Raw genomic sequence first — 15,679 nt, forward strand, 5'->3', positions numbered from 1 at the left:
CTTTCAAGGACGCCTCATGAACCTGCCCCCGAACGGAACGATTCCTCCCCCCAACACCGGCAACATCACCGCCGTCCACGGCAGCATCGTCGACATCTGCTTCCCGCACACCCTGCCCCCCATCCGTACCCTGCTGCGCACGGGCGACAACCAGCACATCGCCCTCGAAGTTCTCACCCAGCTCGACGAGCAGAAAGTACGCGCCATCGCCCTCACCCCGACCCAAGGGCTGGCACGCGGCATGGTAGTGGAAGACACCGGCGCACCGTTGCAAGTACCGGTTGGCGACAGCATCCTCTCGCGCATGTTCGACGTATTCGGCAAGCCCATCGACCAGCTACCGCCCCCGGAAAACGTGGAATGGCGCTCGGTACACCGCACCCCGCCACCACTGTCCAGCCGTTCCACCCAATCCGAAGTCTTTACCACCGGCATCAAGGTCATCGACGTACTGGTTCCGCTGGAACGCGGTGGCAAGGCCGGGCTGTTCGGCGGCGCGGGCGTGGGCAAAACCGTGTTGCTCACCGAAATGATCCACAACATGGTTGGGCATCACAACGGCGTCAGCCTGTTTTGCGGCATCGGCGAACGTTGCCGCGAAGGCGAGGAACTCTACCGCGACATGAAGAGCGCCGGAGTGCTGCCCAACATGGTGATGCTGTTCGGACAAATGAACGAACTACCCGGCAGCCGGTTCCGCATCGGTCATGCGGCGCTGACGATGGCGGAATATTTCCGCGACGACAAACACCGCGACGTACTGCTGCTGATCGACAATATTTTCCGCTTCATCCAAGCCGGGGCGGAAATTTCCGGGCTGATGGGGCAAATGCCTTCGCGCCTCGGCTACCAGCCCACCCTGGGAACAGAATTGGCGCAACTGGAAGAACGCATTGCCAACACCGACGCCGGGGCAATCACCTCGATCCAGGCGGTGTACGTGCCTGCGGATGATTTCACCGACCCGGCGGCAGTGCATACCTTTTCGCACCTGTCCGCCTCCATCGTATTGTCGCGCAAACGTGCCAGCGAAGGCTTATACCCAGCGGTCGACCCGCTGCAATCAGCCTCAAAAATGCTCACCCCCGGCATCGTCGGCGAACGCCACTACCATCTGGCGCAAGCCGTGCGCAGCACCCTCGCGCAATACGAAGACCTCAAAGACATCATCGCCATGCTCGGCCTCGAACAACTTTCGCAAGACGACCGCAACGCCGTGTTCCGCGCCCGGCGGCTGGAACGCTTCCTCACCCAACCGTTCTACACCACCGGACAATTCAGCGGCATGGAGGGCAAAAGCGTCAGCCTCGAAGACGCGCTCAGCGGTTGCGAACGCATCCTCAACGACGAATTCAAGGATTACCCCGAAAGTGCGCTGTACATGATCGGTGCGATTAGTGAGGCGAAAAAGCCAGAACCAGAGGCTGCCGATGCCTGACCTGATGCACCTGCAAATCCTCCTACCCTTCGCCGTCTTCGCCGACAACACCGGGGTCACCAGCATCGTGGCGGAAACCCCCGACGGCTCCTTCGGCCTGCTCCCCCAGCGGCTGGATTGCGTAGCGGCACTCGAACCTGGCATCCTCACTTACACCACTGAAGCGGACGGCGAGGTTTACATTGCCGTAGATCAGGGCATACTGGTGAAAACAGGCAACGCAGTGCGGGTGTCAGTGCGCAATGCCCAAGGCGGCGCAAACCTTGACCAGCTCTACGCTGCCGTGAAAGACGAATTCCTGAATCTGGACGAGCGCGAACGCGAAGTCCGCACCGCGCTCGCAAAGCTGGAAAGTGGCTTCGTGCGCCGCTTCGCTGGCCTCCAGCAACCCTGAGGGTACGACTATGCAACCCACTGAGCAAAACCCTATTCCAAACCCTGACCAGAACACCGCTTTCCTGCGCAAGATAGGCACAAAAGCAGAGCGCAAACTCAAGGCACAGCGCGAGGGGAAGCAGCCTGTGTGGCTGGGGCTGGGAGTCATGGGCATCGTCGGCTGGTCAGTAGCCGTGCCAGTACTCATCGGACTGTTCACGGGCATATGGCTGGATGGCTGCTGCCCCGGCAAATACACCTGGACACTGAACCTGCTGATCGTCGGCTTGGTCATCGGCTGTGTGAATGTCTATTACTGGATAAGCAAGGAACAGCGGGCAATACACGACGACAAAGAGGAGGATAAACATGCTTGAAAGTCTGTTAATGCCACTACTGACCGGCATCGCGCTCGGCCTGTTTTTCTTTGGCGGGCTGTGGTGGACAGTGCGCAAGGGAAGCATCGCCAACAACCCTGCCTTGTGGTTTCTCGGCAGTTTCCTGTTGCGTACTGGTATGGCGCTGGGCGGATTTTATGCGGTGGGCGCAGGAGACTGGCGACGCTTGCTGGCCGCCTTGGTCGGTTTCGTGCTGGCACGGATGCTGTTAATCCGTTTCACCCCGACACCGTTATCCTCGCAGGAGCGCAGCCATGCACCTTAGTTCCGACGAGCTGATTTTCTGGCAATACGGTTTCGCCAAACTCAACCTCACCATTGTCACCACTTGGGGGTTAATGCTGGTACTGAGCGTGGGCGCATGGCTGATTACCCGTCGTATCAGCAACGACGTTCACCTTTCGCGCTGGCAGAATGCGCTGGAAGTGATCGTGCTGGGCATCAAAACACAGATCGAAGAAGTGGGTTTGCTTGAGTCGCGCAAATACATTGCCTTCATCGGCACGCTGTTCCTGTTCATCGTGGTGTCGAATCTGATGGCGATTGTGCCCGGTTACGAGCCACCGACCGGCTCGCTGTCGACCACCACCGCGTTGGCCATTTGCGTATTTGCCGCCGTACCACTGTTCGGCATCCGGGAAAAAGGTGTGACGGACTATTTGCGTTCCTATTTGCAGCCGACGGTGGTGATGCTGCCGTTCAATATCATCAGCGAAATTTCGCGCACGCTCGCGCTAGCCATCCGCCTGTTCGGCAATGTCATGAGCGGCGGGATGATTATCGCTATTTTGCTGACCATTACACCGCTGTTTTTTCCCATTCTGATGAAGATGCTCGACTTACTGACGGGCATGGTGCAAGCCTATATTTTCAGTATCCTCGCCACGGTTTATATCGCGGCTGCCACCCGCAAAGAAACAAGGAAAACACATGGATAGCATGACCCTGATTGCCATTGCCTCGATCATCACCGCCGGGATGACGATTTCCATCGGCGGCATTGGCCCGGCACTCGGCGAAGGCCGCGCGGTCGCCACGGCGCTGACCTCTCTGGCACAACAACCGGATGCCGCCCCCACCATTACCCGTACCCTGTTCGTGGGGCTGGCAATGATCGAATCGGTGGCGATTTACTGTTTCGTGGTGTCGATGATCCTGATCTTCGCCAACCCGTTCTGGAACCATGCCATCGCCAAGGCAGCCGGAGGTTAAACCGTGCTAATTGATTGGTTCACGGTCGGCGCACAGGTGATCAATTTCCTGATCCTGATGTGGCTGCTGAAACATTTCCTCTACCAACCGGTGCTGGATGCCATCGACGCCCGCGAGCAACGCCTTGCCAGCCAGTTGGAGGAGGTGAAAAAAGACAAAGCCGCAGCGGCACTGGAACGTGAGGAATTCGAGTACAACAACGCGCATTTCGAGGAACAACACGCCGCGATGCTGCAAAAAGCCCGCGCCGAAGCCCAAACCGCCCGCAGCCAGTTGCTCGAAGAAGCCCGTACCGAAGCCGCCGCTTTACGCACCCAATGGCAGGAAGCCGTGCGCAAGGAACAGCAAAACCTCAGCGCCAGCATTGCCACCCGCACCCATCAGGAAGTGTTCGCCATTACCCGCAAAGCTTTGACGGAACTGGCGGATAGCGGGCTGGAAACACGCATAGTCGCGGTGTTTATCCAACGCTTGCAGGCATTGGGTGAGGCGGAAAAAGCGCCGTTATCCACCCCGGATGGCGCAGTGCTGATCCGCAGCGCCTTTCCGCTCCCGGAAGCCGAACAAGCCACGCTGACAAAGGCGGTGCAGGAGGCGCTCTCCATCAAAGCACCGCTCCAGTTCGAGACGGAGCCGGAACTGGTGAGCGGGATTGAACTGATCAGCGGCGGCCACAAGCTGGGCTGGAGTATCGCCGAATATCTGGGCGGGCTGGAAGAAAGCATTACCGGCTTACTGGACAGCAAGGTGGAGGAAAAAACCGATGACAGCTAGCCTGCAAACCACCCTCGACCAAGCCTTTCACGCCCTCCACCAAGCCCGCGAAACCTTCACCCCACCCTTGCAAGCCCGCGAAATCGGGCGCGTCAGCAGCGTCGCCACCGGCATTGCCAAAGTCACGGGCTTGCCGAATGTGGGTTACGAAGAACTGGTGAAATTCCCCGGCGGCTTGTACGGCATCGCCTTCGAGCTGACCGAAACCGACATCGGCGTGGTCTTGCTGGGCAATTACTGGCATTTGCAAGCCGGGGATGAAGTGGAACGCACCGGCAGGGTCATGGATGTGCCCGTCGGCGATGCGCTGATCGGGCGCGTCATCAACCCGCTGGGCGAGGCGCTGGATGAAAAGGGTGCGCTGAGCGTTACCCAACGCTTGCCGATTGAACGCCCCGCCGCGCCGATCATGCAGCGGGCCCCGGTCACTGTGCCGTTGCAGACTGGCATCAAGGTGATTGACGCGCTGGTGCCGATCGGGCGCGGGCAACGCGAACTGATCCTCGGCGATCGTCAGACCGGCAAGACCACCATTGCGGTCGACACCATCCTCAACCAGCATGACCAGAACGTGCTGTGTGTGTATTGCGCCATTGGGCAACGCGCCTCAGCGGTAGCGAAAGTGATTGCCAGCCTGCGCAAACACGGCGCAATGGCCTACACCACCGTGATTGTCACCGAAGGCAATGACCCGCCGGGGCTGAGTTATATCGCGCCCTACGCGGCTACCAGCATTGCCGAATATTTCATGCAGCAAGGCCGCGACGTGCTGATTGTGTACGACGACCTCACCAACCATGCGCGTGCTTACCGCGAACTCTCCTTGCTGTTGCGCCGCCCGCCCGGTCGGGAAGCGTTTCCGGGCGACATTTTCTACATCCATTCGCGCCTGCTGGAACGCGCCACGCACTTGCGCCCGGAACACGGCGGCGGTTCGCTGACTGCTTTGCCGGTGATTGAAACCGAAGCGCAGAACATGGCCGCCTACATTCCCACCAACCTGATTTCGATCACCGACGGACAGATTTACCTCTCGCCCAAGCTGTTTGAACTGGGCGTACTACCGGCGGTGGACGTGGGGCGCTCGGTATCGCGGGTCGGCAGCAAGGCGCAACGCGAGGATTACCGCAAGGTTGCGGGCAGCCTCAAGCTGGCCTACGCGCAGTTTGAAGAGCTGGAAAACTTTGCCCGTTTCGGCACGCGGCTGGATGATGACACCCGCAAAGTGCTGACACACGGGCAGCGCATCCGCGCCTGTTTGCAACAGGGTGAACACCAACCCGTGCCGGTCGACGCGCAAATCAGCCTGCTGCAAGCCCTGAGCGATGGCAAGTTTGACGAAGTGCCGCTGGAAAAAATGCCCGCCGCCGAGCAAGCACTGTATGCCAGCGCCGGTTTCGAGCCAGCCACATGAGCGACAGCGGCGAAACCCTGCGGCATCGGATCGACGGGGCGGGCGATCTTCAGGCGGTGGTACGCACCATGAAGGCGCTGTCCGCCGCCAATATCAGCCAGTATGAACGCGCCGTCCACGCGCTGGAGGTGTATTTCCACACCGTCGAACTGGGGCTGGTGGCTTGTTTGCGCCAGCCTGACCTGCAACTGCCGACCACCTTCACCCGCCCCAAGGCGGCGCGGATGACGGGGGTGATTGTGTTCGGCTCTGATCAGGGACTGGTCGGGCAATTCAACGACTTGCTGGTGGAATTTGTCACTCATGCCCTGACCGATTTACCGGGTGACAAGCAGGTGTGGGCAGTGGGCGAGCGAATGCGTGACCGCTTGCAAGACGCCGGTTTGCCGCTGGCGGGGCTGTTCAATGTACCGAATTCGGTGAATGCGATTACCGCGCTGATCGGGCAATTGCTGCTGGCAACCGAAGCGGCGCATGAACACGGCAAGCTCAGCCATTTGTACTTGTTCCACAACCGTCCTGGCGCTGTCGCGGGTCAATATGAGCCGATCAGTCAACGCCTGTTGCCACTGGATGCACAATGGCAAAACCACTTGCTGGCACAACCCTGGCAAACCCACAAGCTGCCGGAAACGTTGGGTTCCAGCCAGCAAACGCTGTGGGCGCTGATCCGCGAATACCTGTTTGTGTCGCTATACCGGGCGTGCGCCGAATCGCTGGCGAGCGAAAATGCCAGCCGTCTGGCAGCGATGCAGCGGGCAGATAAAAACATCGGTGAAATGCTGGAAAATTTGACGCAGAGCTACCACCAGCAGCGGCAGGACAGTATTGATGCGGAATTGTTTGATGTCATCGCGGGGTTTGGTAATCCTGCGTAAAACATACCCCTAAAATCATAGTCACTGTATGAAAAGACACCCCTAAAATCATAATCACTGTATGATTGTGCTATAGTGAAGGCTCGTTCACTTGAATGGGCAAGTCTTCATGCAACGTCAACAGCTACCATTTCTGACCCGCTGGTTACACAACAAAAATCGTAAACCCCTGATCATCCGGGGTGCGCGGCAAGTCGGCAAATCTACATTGGTGCAGTTGTTCGCCGCACAGCAAGGCATGACCCTGATGACGGCCAATCTGGAACGCTACCCCGCCTTGGCAAACACCTTTGCCAGTAATGACCCGGAAAAAATCCTGCAACAAATTGAAGCCTTGCCGCGTATGCCTGCCGTCGATGAATCGACATTGCTGTTTCTCGATGAGATTCAGGCTGTGCCGGAGGCTATCCCTGCCCTGCGTTACTTCTACGAAGACCGCCCACAATTGCCCGTCGTGTGTGCAGGTTCACTGCTGGAGTTTGTGTTATCGGCACACCAATTTTCGATGCCGGTGGGTAGGGTTCAATACCTGCACATGGGGCCGATGACGTTTTCAGAATTCTTGCGGGCATTGGGTGAAGATAAGCTGTATCACGTGGTGACGGAATATCAACCGGGTGACGAGATCGGTGAGGTAGTACACCAACGGCTGTTGCAACTGTTGCGCAGCTACTATTTCGTGGGTGGAATGCCTGAAGCAGTGGCGGCGTTTGCGGAAACGCGCAGCTACCAGCCAGTGAGTGAAGTCCATAACTCGATTATCGAAACCTACCGTGAAGATTTCCCCAAATACGGCAAAAACCGTGACCATAATCGAATGCTGGATGTATTCAACTTCACCGCCCGTAACGTGGGCGTAAAAGTCAAATACAGCAATATCTCCCGTGAAGATCAGAGTGCCACCCTCAAAAAAGACCTGGAATTGCTGTGCATGGCGCGGGTGATCAGTAAGGTTATTCACAGCCATTGTTCAGGACTACCGCTACAAGCCAGTCTTGAGGAAAAGGTTTACAAGCTGCTGTTTCTGGATGTCGGCCTGATGAATGCCATTTGCGGCCTCAATTGGCGCACGCTGTCCCAATTCGATGACCTCAAGTTGGTGAACGAAGGGGCGATTGCCGAGCAGTTTGTGGGGCAACACCTACAGGCATTGCTGGCAGAATCACCCAATCGGGAATTGACTTACTGGCTGCGCGAAGGCCGCTCCGCCAATGCCGAACTGGATTACGTGGTGGCGCTGGAAGGGCAGATTATTCCGGTTGAAGTCAAAGCGGGTGCAAGTGGCAGCATGAAATCACTACACCAATTTATGGCAGAGAAACAAGCACCGTTTGCGGTGCGATTTGATGCGGGTTTGCCTGCGATTAGTACCGTCAATGCGGTGGTGAACAGCGATAATCAGCGGAAGGACGTTAGTTACAAACTGGTGTCGTTGCCGTTGTATTTGGTGGAACGGTTGGGGGCGGTGGTTGTGGGAATGGCGTAGCCTTGGTTATGGCATATCAACATGAATATCGGCAAAGGATCATAATAATGCGCCTTTTTCGATATGCTCCAGCAAACCCAGTTCTACCAAGGCTTGCCCGCCTTCATGTATCCGTTTTACATCACATCCGACATAGCGGGTAAGTTCGGCATCCAGAAAACTGAACTTGAGGGTGCAACAGTAGCTAAAATACCACAATCAGAGGGTATTTATCTAAATGTCATGTCCCATGGGACATGACAATAAGGAGATGGCTTGTAAGGGTATCCCTGCCCAGCTACTTACCTGCTTTGGTTTTGAAGGGGATAACCTGCCCGCCTGCCCTCAGTTCGTCTAGGTAGTCTGCCCACGCTTGCAGCATTTCGCGCCTTACCTCCACGTATACGGGGCAGTCTTGGCGGTCGTAGGCGGCCTTAATCACGTCCTTTTCCTTATGGTTTAGCTGTTGCTCTATCAATGATGAATCCCAGCGTTTCAGGCCATTCACAAACATGGAATTCAGCAGGCTGGATGCCATGCCCCTAAAGCCGTGTGCGGTCATCTGCCCTTTGAACCCCAAACGCCGTAAGGCCATGTTCACTGTTGCGCGATTCATCGGGTTATCGCGGTTGGTGGGGATCCCTTGGAATACGTAACGCTTGCCACCTGATAGCGCCCTGAGTTCTTCAAAGATTGCCATGGCTTGGCTGGATAACGGGATGATGTGCTTATTCTTCGGGTTGTTGGCCTGCTTGATGTGAGTAGGGGCTTTCATCCGCCTTACTTCAATTTCCCATGTACTGGTTTCAAAGTTGATTTCTGACCATTCGGCTTCTATCAATTCGCCCGGCCTTAGCATCACCAGTGCAGACAGTTTCAAAGCGCATACCGTGTAAAAGTTGCCGTGGTAATTGTCGATAACCCGTAATAGCCGCCCTACTTCGTGCGGATCGGTGATAGCTGGCATTTTGCGTTCTTCTTCCCCCGGCTTGAACAATCCCTTAAGACTTGGGGTCGGGTCTAGTTCTGCCCTGCCTGTGGCGATGGCATAGCGGCATATCTGCCCAATTGTGCCTAATACCCGTAAGTGGGTGTCGTGTGTTATCCGCTTTTGGATGCGTTCAATCACGGTTATCAGTTCGCGGGGTTTCAGGTCTGCTATGGGTCGCTTACCAATGAAGGGGAATACATCCCGCTCCAAATAGCTAACGGTGCGGGTTTGGTGGGTCTGTGACTTGTGCGAAAGATGACTGATAAACCATTCCCGCGCTACTACCTCAAAGCTGTTAGCAGAACTTTCAGCTTTGGTTGTCTGTAGTTCTCGCTTGTAGGTAGAAGGATCAATGCCACGCGCCAGCAGCGCCCGTGCCTCTTCGTGCCGTTCCCGTGCCTGCCTTAAGGAGATTTCCGGGTATTTGCCGATAGATAAAGTTTTCTGTTTTGGGAAACGGTAGTTGTAGCGCCAGAATTTCCCGGTGGTTATGACGTGTAAATACATTCCACCACCATCTGAATAGTTGCGCGTCTTGCCGTCTTTGTAGGGTTTGGCAACCCTCACCAGTGAATCAGTAAGTTTGCGCTTGCATGGCTTGGCGTCTTGGTTTGCGGTCATTTGTTGGTATCCCCTTGGGTGTCAGGTAAGGATACCAACAATAATACAAACATTTTGATGGGCTGTTATGCACCATCCTGATACAAGCTGACACAACAAAGCCCTTACAGATTGCGGCCTGTAAGGGCTTGTTGAAGCACCATGACGCATCATGATACAAGGTAATGGCGGAGAGCGAGGGATTCGAACCCCCGGAGGTTTAACCCTCAACGGTTTTCAAGACCGCCGCATTCGACCACTCTGCCAGCTCTCCGAAGGATGCGTATGTTACGTAAAACTCAACTGCATTTCCAGTCTTTTTTCAGATAAAGGTTTACCTTTCTGTCTGTCAGCCTTGGGGTGGCTATGATAGAATCCCGCCTTTATGACTGCCCTAACAGAGACAGGCTTAATGGATTCAAGCAAACCTTCCCTAACCTACCGTGATGCTGGTGTTGATATTGATGCAGGCAACAATCTGGTTGAACGTATCAAACCCCTTGCCCAGCGCACTAGACGCCCTGAAATGCTGAGTGGACTGGGTGGCTTCGGCGCACTCATGTCGATCCCTTCGCATTACAAAAACCCAGTACTGGTCTCTGGTACGGATGGCGTAGGCACTAAGCTGAAACTGGCGATTGATACTGGCATTTACGACAGTATCGGCATCGACCTCGTGGCCATGTGCGTGAATGACATTATCGTCAGCGGTGCAGAACCCCTATTTTTCCTCGACTACTACGCCACCGGCAAGCTGGATGTGGCTGTCGCCGAACAAGTCATCAGCGGCATTGCCGAAGGCTGCGTACAAGCAGGCGCGGCACTTTCCGGCGGTGAAACCGCAGAAATGCCCGGCATGTACCACGGCGATGATTTCGATCTGGCAGGTTTCTGCGTCGGCGTGGTCGAGCGTGACAATATTCTGGATAATTCCCGCGTACACCGCAACGACGTGCTGATTGGCTTGGCCTCCACCGGCCCACATTCCAACGGCTACTCACTGATCCGCAAAATCATTGAAGTCAGTGGCGCGTCGCTGGACGAGCCGTTCGGTGACAGCACACTGGGGCGTACCCTGCTGGAACCTACCCGCATTTACGTCAAAGCCATACTCGGCCTGATGCGCCGTTACAACCTGCACGCAGTAGCGCACATCACTGGCGGCGGCATCACCGAAAACCTGCCACGGGTACTACCTGCCCGCACCAAAGCCAAAATCAGCCTCAGTAGCTGGCAGCGCCCAGAAATCTTCGGCTGGTTACAGGAAAAAGGTCAGGTATCCGATGATGAAATGCTACGTACCTTCAACTGCGGCATTGGTATGATTCTGGTCGTGCCCGCCGATAAATCCGAAGAGATTATCAGTACTTGCCGCCTAGAAAACATCAAGGCATGGGAAATCGGCACGATGGATGCTTCCGAGAGCGATGCACCTTTTGTCGAATATGGCGTATAAACCCCTGCCAACGCTGGTAGTCCTGATTTCCGGCAGCGGCAGCAACCTGCAAGCCATCCTCAAGGCCATCCAGACAGGTCGCTTGCAAGCCCGTATCGCGGCGGTCATCAGTAACCGCCCCGATGTCTACGGCTTGCAACGCGCGGCTGAGGCAGGCATTCCCACCGCAGTCGTTGATCATACCGCTTTCGCCAACCGTGAAGGCTTCGATGACACCTTGCAGCAACAGATTGACAGCTTCAAGCCTAATCTGGTAGTGCTGGCGGGCTTCATGCGCATCCTCACCCCGGCGTTTGTGCGCCATTACCACGGGCGAATGCTGAATATCCACCCTTCCCTGTTGCCCATGTATAAAGGCATCCACACCCATCGGCGAGTGCTGGAAGATGGTAGCAATGAACACGGCGTCAGCGTCCATTTCGTCACCCCTGAACTGGACGGCGGCCCGGTCATCATCCAAGCCAAAGTACCGGTATTACCGAGTGATTCCGAAACTAGTCTCGCAGAACGGGTACAAACACAGGAACACGTCATTTACCCACAAGTGGTGAAATGGTTCGTGGAAGGCAGGCTAAAACTGGAAGGCAATCAGGCAATGCTGGACGGAAACGCGTTAACACGCCCCATCCAGCATCTCAGCGGCGAATAAATCAGCCGAAATGGCAAACGTAGTGCAAATCTTCCAACGTCTCAATGTCGAAGGATGAGTTAGCACCCACCTCGAAAGACTGACCGCCTGCGTATTCTACCCAGGCGTCGTTCCCCGCCAGACGCACCTTGCAACGGCCTTGCAGCAATTCCATGATCTCCGGCGCACCGGTATTGAATTTCAAGGTGGATGGCAAAATCACCCCAACACTTTTGCGCGTCCCATCCGCCAGCGTCACGGTGTGGCTGACACACTTGCCATCGAAATACACATTCGCTGTCTTGCTAACGCTGACATTCTCAAACTGACTCATACACTTCCTTTCTAAAATGAGGGGGTAAACTATTGCCCTGCAATAGTCATCTTATCAATCAAAATCGAACCCGTGCGAATACTGCCACGCTCATCCACATCATCGCCGATCGCCACAATGCCTTTGAACATGTCTTTCAAGTTACCCGCAATGGTCACTTCTTCAACCGGGTGGACAATCATGCCGTTTTCGACCCAGTAACCCACCGCACCGCGCGAATAATCGCCGGTAATGCCGTTGATACCGTTGCCGATCAGCTCCGTAACCATCAAACCCGTACCCATCGCTGCCAACAGGCCGGGGAAACTCACCCCGGTATCCGCCAACAACAAATTGGTTGCACCACTTGCGCTGCCGGTGCTTTGCATCCCCAGCTTGCGAGCGCTGTAGCTGCCTAGGAAATAATCCTGAATCACACCATCCTTCACAATGTCACGCGCCTGTGTCGCGACACCTTCCGCATCATAGGAACGGCTACCCAAGGCTTGACGAATGAAAGGGTCTTCACGCAATTGCACAAAATCCGGGAAAGCTTGCTGCCCCAGCGAGTTCAGCAAAAAGCTGGCTTTACGGTACTGGGAACTGCCACTGATGGCAGAAATCAATTGCCCCACCAGCCCACGCGCCATTTGCGGCACAAACAAGACCGGCGCTTCACGGGTAGACAAGGAACGGGCATTTAAACGCCGCACGGTACGCTGCGCTGCTTCCGCCCCCACACTATCCGCTGATTCCAGCAAACCCGGCACACGCGAGACGCTGTACCAGTAATCACGCTGCATCGACGCCCCATCCTGCGCCACCACGGAACAGCTCAGGGAATGGCGCGTGGCATGGTTAATGCCCATGAAGCCGTGCGAGTTAGCATACAAGCTCATCCCCGCATAGCTGTCAACGCCAGCACCTTCGCTATTAGTAATGCGGGCATCGTGTTCGCGGGCAACGGCCTCGGTCTGGAGCGCCATTTCGATGGCTCTATCCGCATCCAATTCCCACGGGTGATACAAGTCCAGCTTAGGCAAATAGCTAGCCATACGATCGGCATCCGCCAACCCATTGAAATCGTCTTCGGAGGTATAACGCGCAATCCGGCAAGCCGCCTCAAGCGTGTCTTCCAGCGCTTGCGGCGAGAAATCACCCGTGGAGGCATAGCCTTTGCAATGCCCGAAATACACCGTCAGGTTAATGCCTTGGTCGCGGTGGTATTGCAATTTATCCACCTGCCCCATACGCACTTCCACCGACAGACCCATGCCTTTGTCGAGATCCAGTTCTGCGGCGGTTGCGCCCTTGGCTTGTGCCGCTTCCAATACGCGCTCTGCCATTGCCTGAAATTCGGTAGCAATGTCAAAACGGTTTTCCAATTCAATCATGATTCTTGTCCTTATGCTGTCGCAGTGCCGCCGACGGTGATACCGTCAATTCTGAGGGTAGGTTGACCCACGCCGACGGGAACGCTTTGCCCATCTTTGCCGCAAACACCAATCCCGGTATCGAGTTGCAAGTCCTTGCCCACCATGCTGACACGGGTCAACACATCCGGGCCATTGCCGATCAAGGTAGCATTTTTCAGCGGCTTGCCGAGCTTACCGTTTTCGATCTGGTAGGCTTCGGAAGCTGAAAACACGAACTTGCCAGAAGTAATATCCACCTGCCCACCGGAGAAGTTCACGGCATAAATGCCTTTCTCCACCGAAGCAATGATTTCAGCCGGATCGTATGCGCCTGCCCGCATATAGGTATTGGTCATACGCGGCATCGGCAGGTGCGCGTAAGATTGACGCCGCCCGTTGCCAGTGGATTGCGTACCCATCAGCGCTGCATTCTGGCGGTCGAACAAGTAACCTTTGAGGATACCGTCTTCAATCAGGGTAGTGCATTGGGTTTGCGTGCCTTCGTCATCCACACTCAGGGAACCACGGCGCTGTTCCAGCGTGCCATCGTCCACCACGGTAATGCCTTTGGCCGCAACCTGTTCACCGATGCGCCCGGCAAAGGCGGAAGTGCCTTTGCGGTTGAAATCGCCTTCCAGCCCGTGACCAATCGCTTCGTGCAACAGCACACCCGGCCAGCCGTTACCCAGCACCACGGTCATGCTGCCAGCGGGGGCTGCTTCGGCATCCAGATTGATCAGCGCCTTGCGTACCGCTTCTTCAGCGTATTCCTGCGCCTTGTTGCCATGAGTGAAAAAGTCGAGGCTGAAACGCCCACCACCGCCTGCGGTAGCACTTTCGGTTTGCCCATTACGCTCAACAATCACAGACACATTGGCGCGTACCAGCGGGCGGACATCGGCAGTCATGCGCCCGGTTTCATCCACCACCAGAATGATTTCATGCACCGCCACCATATTGGCCATGACTTGCTGCACATAAGGGCTTGCCGCACGGGCAATGCTGTCAATCTGGCGCAAAAAGCTGATCTTGTCGTCTTCGGACAACGACGCCAGCGGGTCATCCATCCCATACAGTTGGCGTTGCGGAGCGCTGATTTTCCACGCATTCACCGAGCCGGATTGCCCGGCGCGGGTAATGGCGCGTGCCGCCTTGGCCGATTCCAGCAAGGCAGGCAGGGTAATTTCACCGCTGTAAGCAAACCCGGTTTGCTCACCACAAACCGAACGCACCCCAACACCCTGTTCGATGCTGTAACTGCCGCTCTTGATAATGCTTTCTTCCAGCCCCCAGGACTCGTAACGGGCTGACTGGAAATACACATCTGCCAAGGTAGTGTCTTGGGTTAACAACTGGCTAAACACCTGTTCTAGGTGTTGTTCACTTAAGCCCGTTGGGGTGAAAAAAGCTTCACGGGCGGCCTCGTATGACTGATTTTTACTATTCATGATGTTCCTTTGGTAATCGTTTGAGTGGTGCAGCGGTGTGACAGCACTGGAAATGTTTTTCGGGTTTGTTCCAGTGCATCAAGGTCAATGTCCGCCAGTACTACGCCTGCGCCTTTTTCGCGGACATCGCGTACCCGCCCCCAGTAATCCACGATCATGCTGTGACCGTAAGTGGTGCGCCCGCTGACATGGTAGCCACCTTGACCGGGTGCTATGACGTAGCAGAGGTTTTCGATGGCGCGGGCACGGATCAGTACTTCCCAATGGGCTTTACCCGTCAGTTCTGTGAATGCCGCTGGTATCACCAGAATTTGCGCCCCTTGTTCCGACAAACGTCGGTAGAGTTCGGGGAAGCGCAAGTCATAACAGACCGACAACCCCAGTTTTCCAAACGGGGTATCCACCACCACGGGTTTGTTGCCCGGCATCGTGGTATCGCTTTCGGTATAAACTTCCTGATTTTCGCTTAACTCGACATCGAACAGGTGAATTTTGTCGTAACGTGCCACAACCTTGCCTTTGTCATCGTACAGGATCGAAGCTGCGTATGACTTTGCCGGGTCTTCAGAACAGATCGGGATAGTGCCCGCTACAATCCATACTCCGTACTTGCTGGCTTGCTGGCTGACGAACGTCTGGATAGGGCCATTCCCAAAAGGTTCGGCAATTTTCACCCTGTCGGCTTCATCCGCACCCATCATGGCAAAGGTTTCCGGCAACACGACCAAACCTGCGCCGCGCTCTGCTGCCTCCTTGATCAAACGCCCCGCTTCCATCAGGTTGGCCGGAACGTTTGGACCTGCTGCCATTTGTAGTGCTGCGATTAGCGCCATGCGAATGTCTCCCCTTACTTGTGCGTTTATATCGGTGATGT

At 55.8% G+C, this 15,679-nt stretch carries 18 protein-coding genes and 1 tRNA gene; 12 read left to right on the top strand and 7 right to left on the bottom strand.

Features of this window, described 5'->3' with window-relative positions:
• The first annotated feature begins 16 nt into the window (after nucleotides 1-16).
• The 10 genes from atpD (at nucleotide 17) to J9253_RS09640 (ending at nucleotide 7,975) form a co-directional block, all read left to right on the top strand.
• Nucleotides 17-1,438 (top strand): F0F1 ATP synthase subunit beta, encoded by a 1,422-nt coding sequence (gene atpD, locus J9253_RS09595; RefSeq protein ID WP_210224363.1) that lies wholly within the window; start codon nucleotides 17-19, stop codon nucleotides 1,436-1,438.
• Entirely contained in the window at nucleotides 1,431-1,832 is a 402-nt protein-coding gene (locus tag J9253_RS09600; RefSeq protein ID WP_210224364.1) for a F0F1 ATP synthase subunit epsilon, read from the top strand. Before atpD ends, J9253_RS09600 begins: the two co-directional genes overlap by 8 nt.
• Nucleotides 1,833-1,842: 10 nt before the next feature.
• Nucleotides 1,843-2,190 carry an AtpZ/AtpI family protein gene (locus tag J9253_RS09605; protein ID WP_210224365.1) on the top strand — a complete coding sequence of 116 codons (348 nt, stop codon included), beginning with the start codon at nucleotides 1,843-1,845 and terminating at the stop codon, nucleotides 2,188-2,190.
• The gene (locus J9253_RS09610) at nucleotides 2,183-2,476 is read left to right on the top strand and encodes an N-ATPase subunit AtpR (RefSeq protein WP_210224366.1); all 294 of its coding nucleotides are present in this window, start codon (nucleotides 2,183-2,185) and stop codon (nucleotides 2,474-2,476) included. Before J9253_RS09605 ends, J9253_RS09610 begins: the two co-directional genes overlap by 8 nt.
• Nucleotides 2,466-3,149 (top strand): F0F1 ATP synthase subunit A, encoded by a 684-nt coding sequence (locus tag J9253_RS09615; protein WP_210224367.1) that lies wholly within the window; start codon nucleotides 2,466-2,468, stop codon nucleotides 3,147-3,149. The genes J9253_RS09610 and J9253_RS09615 overlap by 11 nt, the downstream gene beginning before the upstream one ends.
• Nucleotides 3,142-3,423: a F0F1 ATP synthase subunit C gene (locus J9253_RS09620; RefSeq protein WP_210224368.1), complete on the top strand. Its 282-nt coding sequence runs from the start codon at nucleotides 3,142-3,144 to the stop codon at nucleotides 3,421-3,423. The genes J9253_RS09615 and J9253_RS09620 overlap by 8 nt, the downstream gene beginning before the upstream one ends.
• A 3-nt stretch (nucleotides 3,424-3,426) precedes the next feature.
• On the top strand, nucleotides 3,427-4,197 hold the full coding sequence (locus J9253_RS09625; protein ID WP_210224369.1) for a F0F1 ATP synthase subunit delta: 771 nt from the start codon (nucleotides 3,427-3,429) through the stop codon (nucleotides 4,195-4,197).
• Nucleotides 4,187-5,611, top strand: coding sequence for an alternate F1F0 ATPase, F1 subunit alpha (locus tag J9253_RS09630; protein WP_210224370.1), 1,425 nt, complete (start codon nucleotides 4,187-4,189; stop codon nucleotides 5,609-5,611). The genes J9253_RS09625 and J9253_RS09630 overlap by 11 nt, the downstream gene beginning before the upstream one ends.
• On the top strand, nucleotides 5,608-6,489 hold the full coding sequence (locus J9253_RS09635) for a F0F1 ATP synthase subunit gamma (protein ID WP_210224371.1): 882 nt from the start codon (nucleotides 5,608-5,610) through the stop codon (nucleotides 6,487-6,489). Before J9253_RS09630 ends, J9253_RS09635 begins: the two co-directional genes overlap by 4 nt.
• A gap of 109 nt (nucleotides 6,490-6,598) precedes the next feature.
• Nucleotides 6,599-7,975, top strand: a complete 1,377-nt coding sequence (locus J9253_RS09640) for an ATP-binding protein (RefSeq protein ID WP_210224372.1) — start codon at nucleotides 6,599-6,601, stop codon at nucleotides 7,973-7,975.
• A gap of 39 nt (nucleotides 7,976-8,014) precedes the next feature.
• Here the strand turns inward: J9253_RS09640 and J9253_RS09645 are convergent, their stop codons facing one another.
• From J9253_RS09645 to J9253_RS09655, 3 genes are all read right to left on the bottom strand, one after another.
• Nucleotides 8,015-8,173, bottom strand: coding sequence for a hypothetical protein (locus tag J9253_RS09645; protein ID WP_210224373.1), 159 nt, complete (start codon nucleotides 8,171-8,173; stop codon nucleotides 8,015-8,017).
• A 79-nt stretch (nucleotides 8,174-8,252) separates the two neighbouring features.
• Nucleotides 8,253-9,566 carry a tyrosine-type recombinase/integrase gene (locus J9253_RS09650; RefSeq protein WP_210224374.1) on the bottom strand — a complete coding sequence of 438 codons (1,314 nt, stop codon included), beginning with the start codon at nucleotides 9,564-9,566 and terminating at the stop codon, nucleotides 8,253-8,255.
• A gap of 165 nt (nucleotides 9,567-9,731) precedes the next feature.
• A tRNA-Ser gene (locus J9253_RS09655) sits at nucleotides 9,732-9,819 on the bottom strand.
• Between the two features lie 138 nt (nucleotides 9,820-9,957).
• Here J9253_RS09655 and purM point away from each other — a divergent pair.
• Nucleotides 9,958-11,001, top strand: coding sequence for a phosphoribosylformylglycinamidine cyclo-ligase (purM, locus tag J9253_RS09660; protein WP_210224375.1), 1,044 nt, complete (start codon nucleotides 9,958-9,960; stop codon nucleotides 10,999-11,001).
• Nucleotides 10,991-11,650 (top strand): phosphoribosylglycinamide formyltransferase, encoded by a 660-nt coding sequence (gene purN / locus J9253_RS09665; RefSeq protein ID WP_210224376.1) that lies wholly within the window; start codon nucleotides 10,991-10,993, stop codon nucleotides 11,648-11,650. The genes purM and purN overlap by 11 nt, the downstream gene beginning before the upstream one ends.
• Before the next feature lies 1 nt (nucleotide 11,651).
• Here purN and ppnP read toward each other — a convergent pair whose 3' ends face one another.
• The 4 genes from ppnP to J9253_RS09685 are packed head-to-tail and all read right to left on the bottom strand — an operon-like array spanning nucleotide 11,652 to nucleotide 15,638.
• On the bottom strand, nucleotides 11,652-11,963 hold the full coding sequence (ppnP, locus tag J9253_RS09670) for a pyrimidine/purine nucleoside phosphorylase (protein ID WP_028489109.1): 312 nt from the start codon (nucleotides 11,961-11,963) through the stop codon (nucleotides 11,652-11,654).
• A gap of 29 nt (nucleotides 11,964-11,992) precedes the next feature.
• Nucleotides 11,993-13,336 (bottom strand): metalloprotease PmbA, encoded by a 1,344-nt coding sequence (gene pmbA, locus J9253_RS09675; protein ID WP_210224377.1) that lies wholly within the window; start codon nucleotides 13,334-13,336, stop codon nucleotides 11,993-11,995.
• An 11-nt stretch (nucleotides 13,337-13,347) separates the two neighbouring features.
• Nucleotides 13,348-14,805 carry a metalloprotease TldD gene (gene tldD / locus J9253_RS09680; RefSeq protein ID WP_210224378.1) on the bottom strand — a complete coding sequence of 486 codons (1,458 nt, stop codon included), beginning with the start codon at nucleotides 14,803-14,805 and terminating at the stop codon, nucleotides 13,348-13,350.
• Nucleotides 14,802-15,638 carry a carbon-nitrogen hydrolase family protein gene (locus J9253_RS09685; RefSeq protein ID WP_210224379.1) on the bottom strand — a complete coding sequence of 279 codons (837 nt, stop codon included), beginning with the start codon at nucleotides 15,636-15,638 and terminating at the stop codon, nucleotides 14,802-14,804. The genes tldD and J9253_RS09685 overlap by 4 nt, the downstream gene beginning before the upstream one ends.
• Nucleotides 15,639-15,679: the final 41 nt, after the last annotated feature.

The sequence above is a fragment of the Thiothrix litoralis genome, from assembly GCF_017901135.1.
GTDB classification, from domain to species: domain Bacteria; phylum Pseudomonadota; class Gammaproteobacteria; order Thiotrichales; family Thiotrichaceae; genus Thiothrix; species Thiothrix litoralis.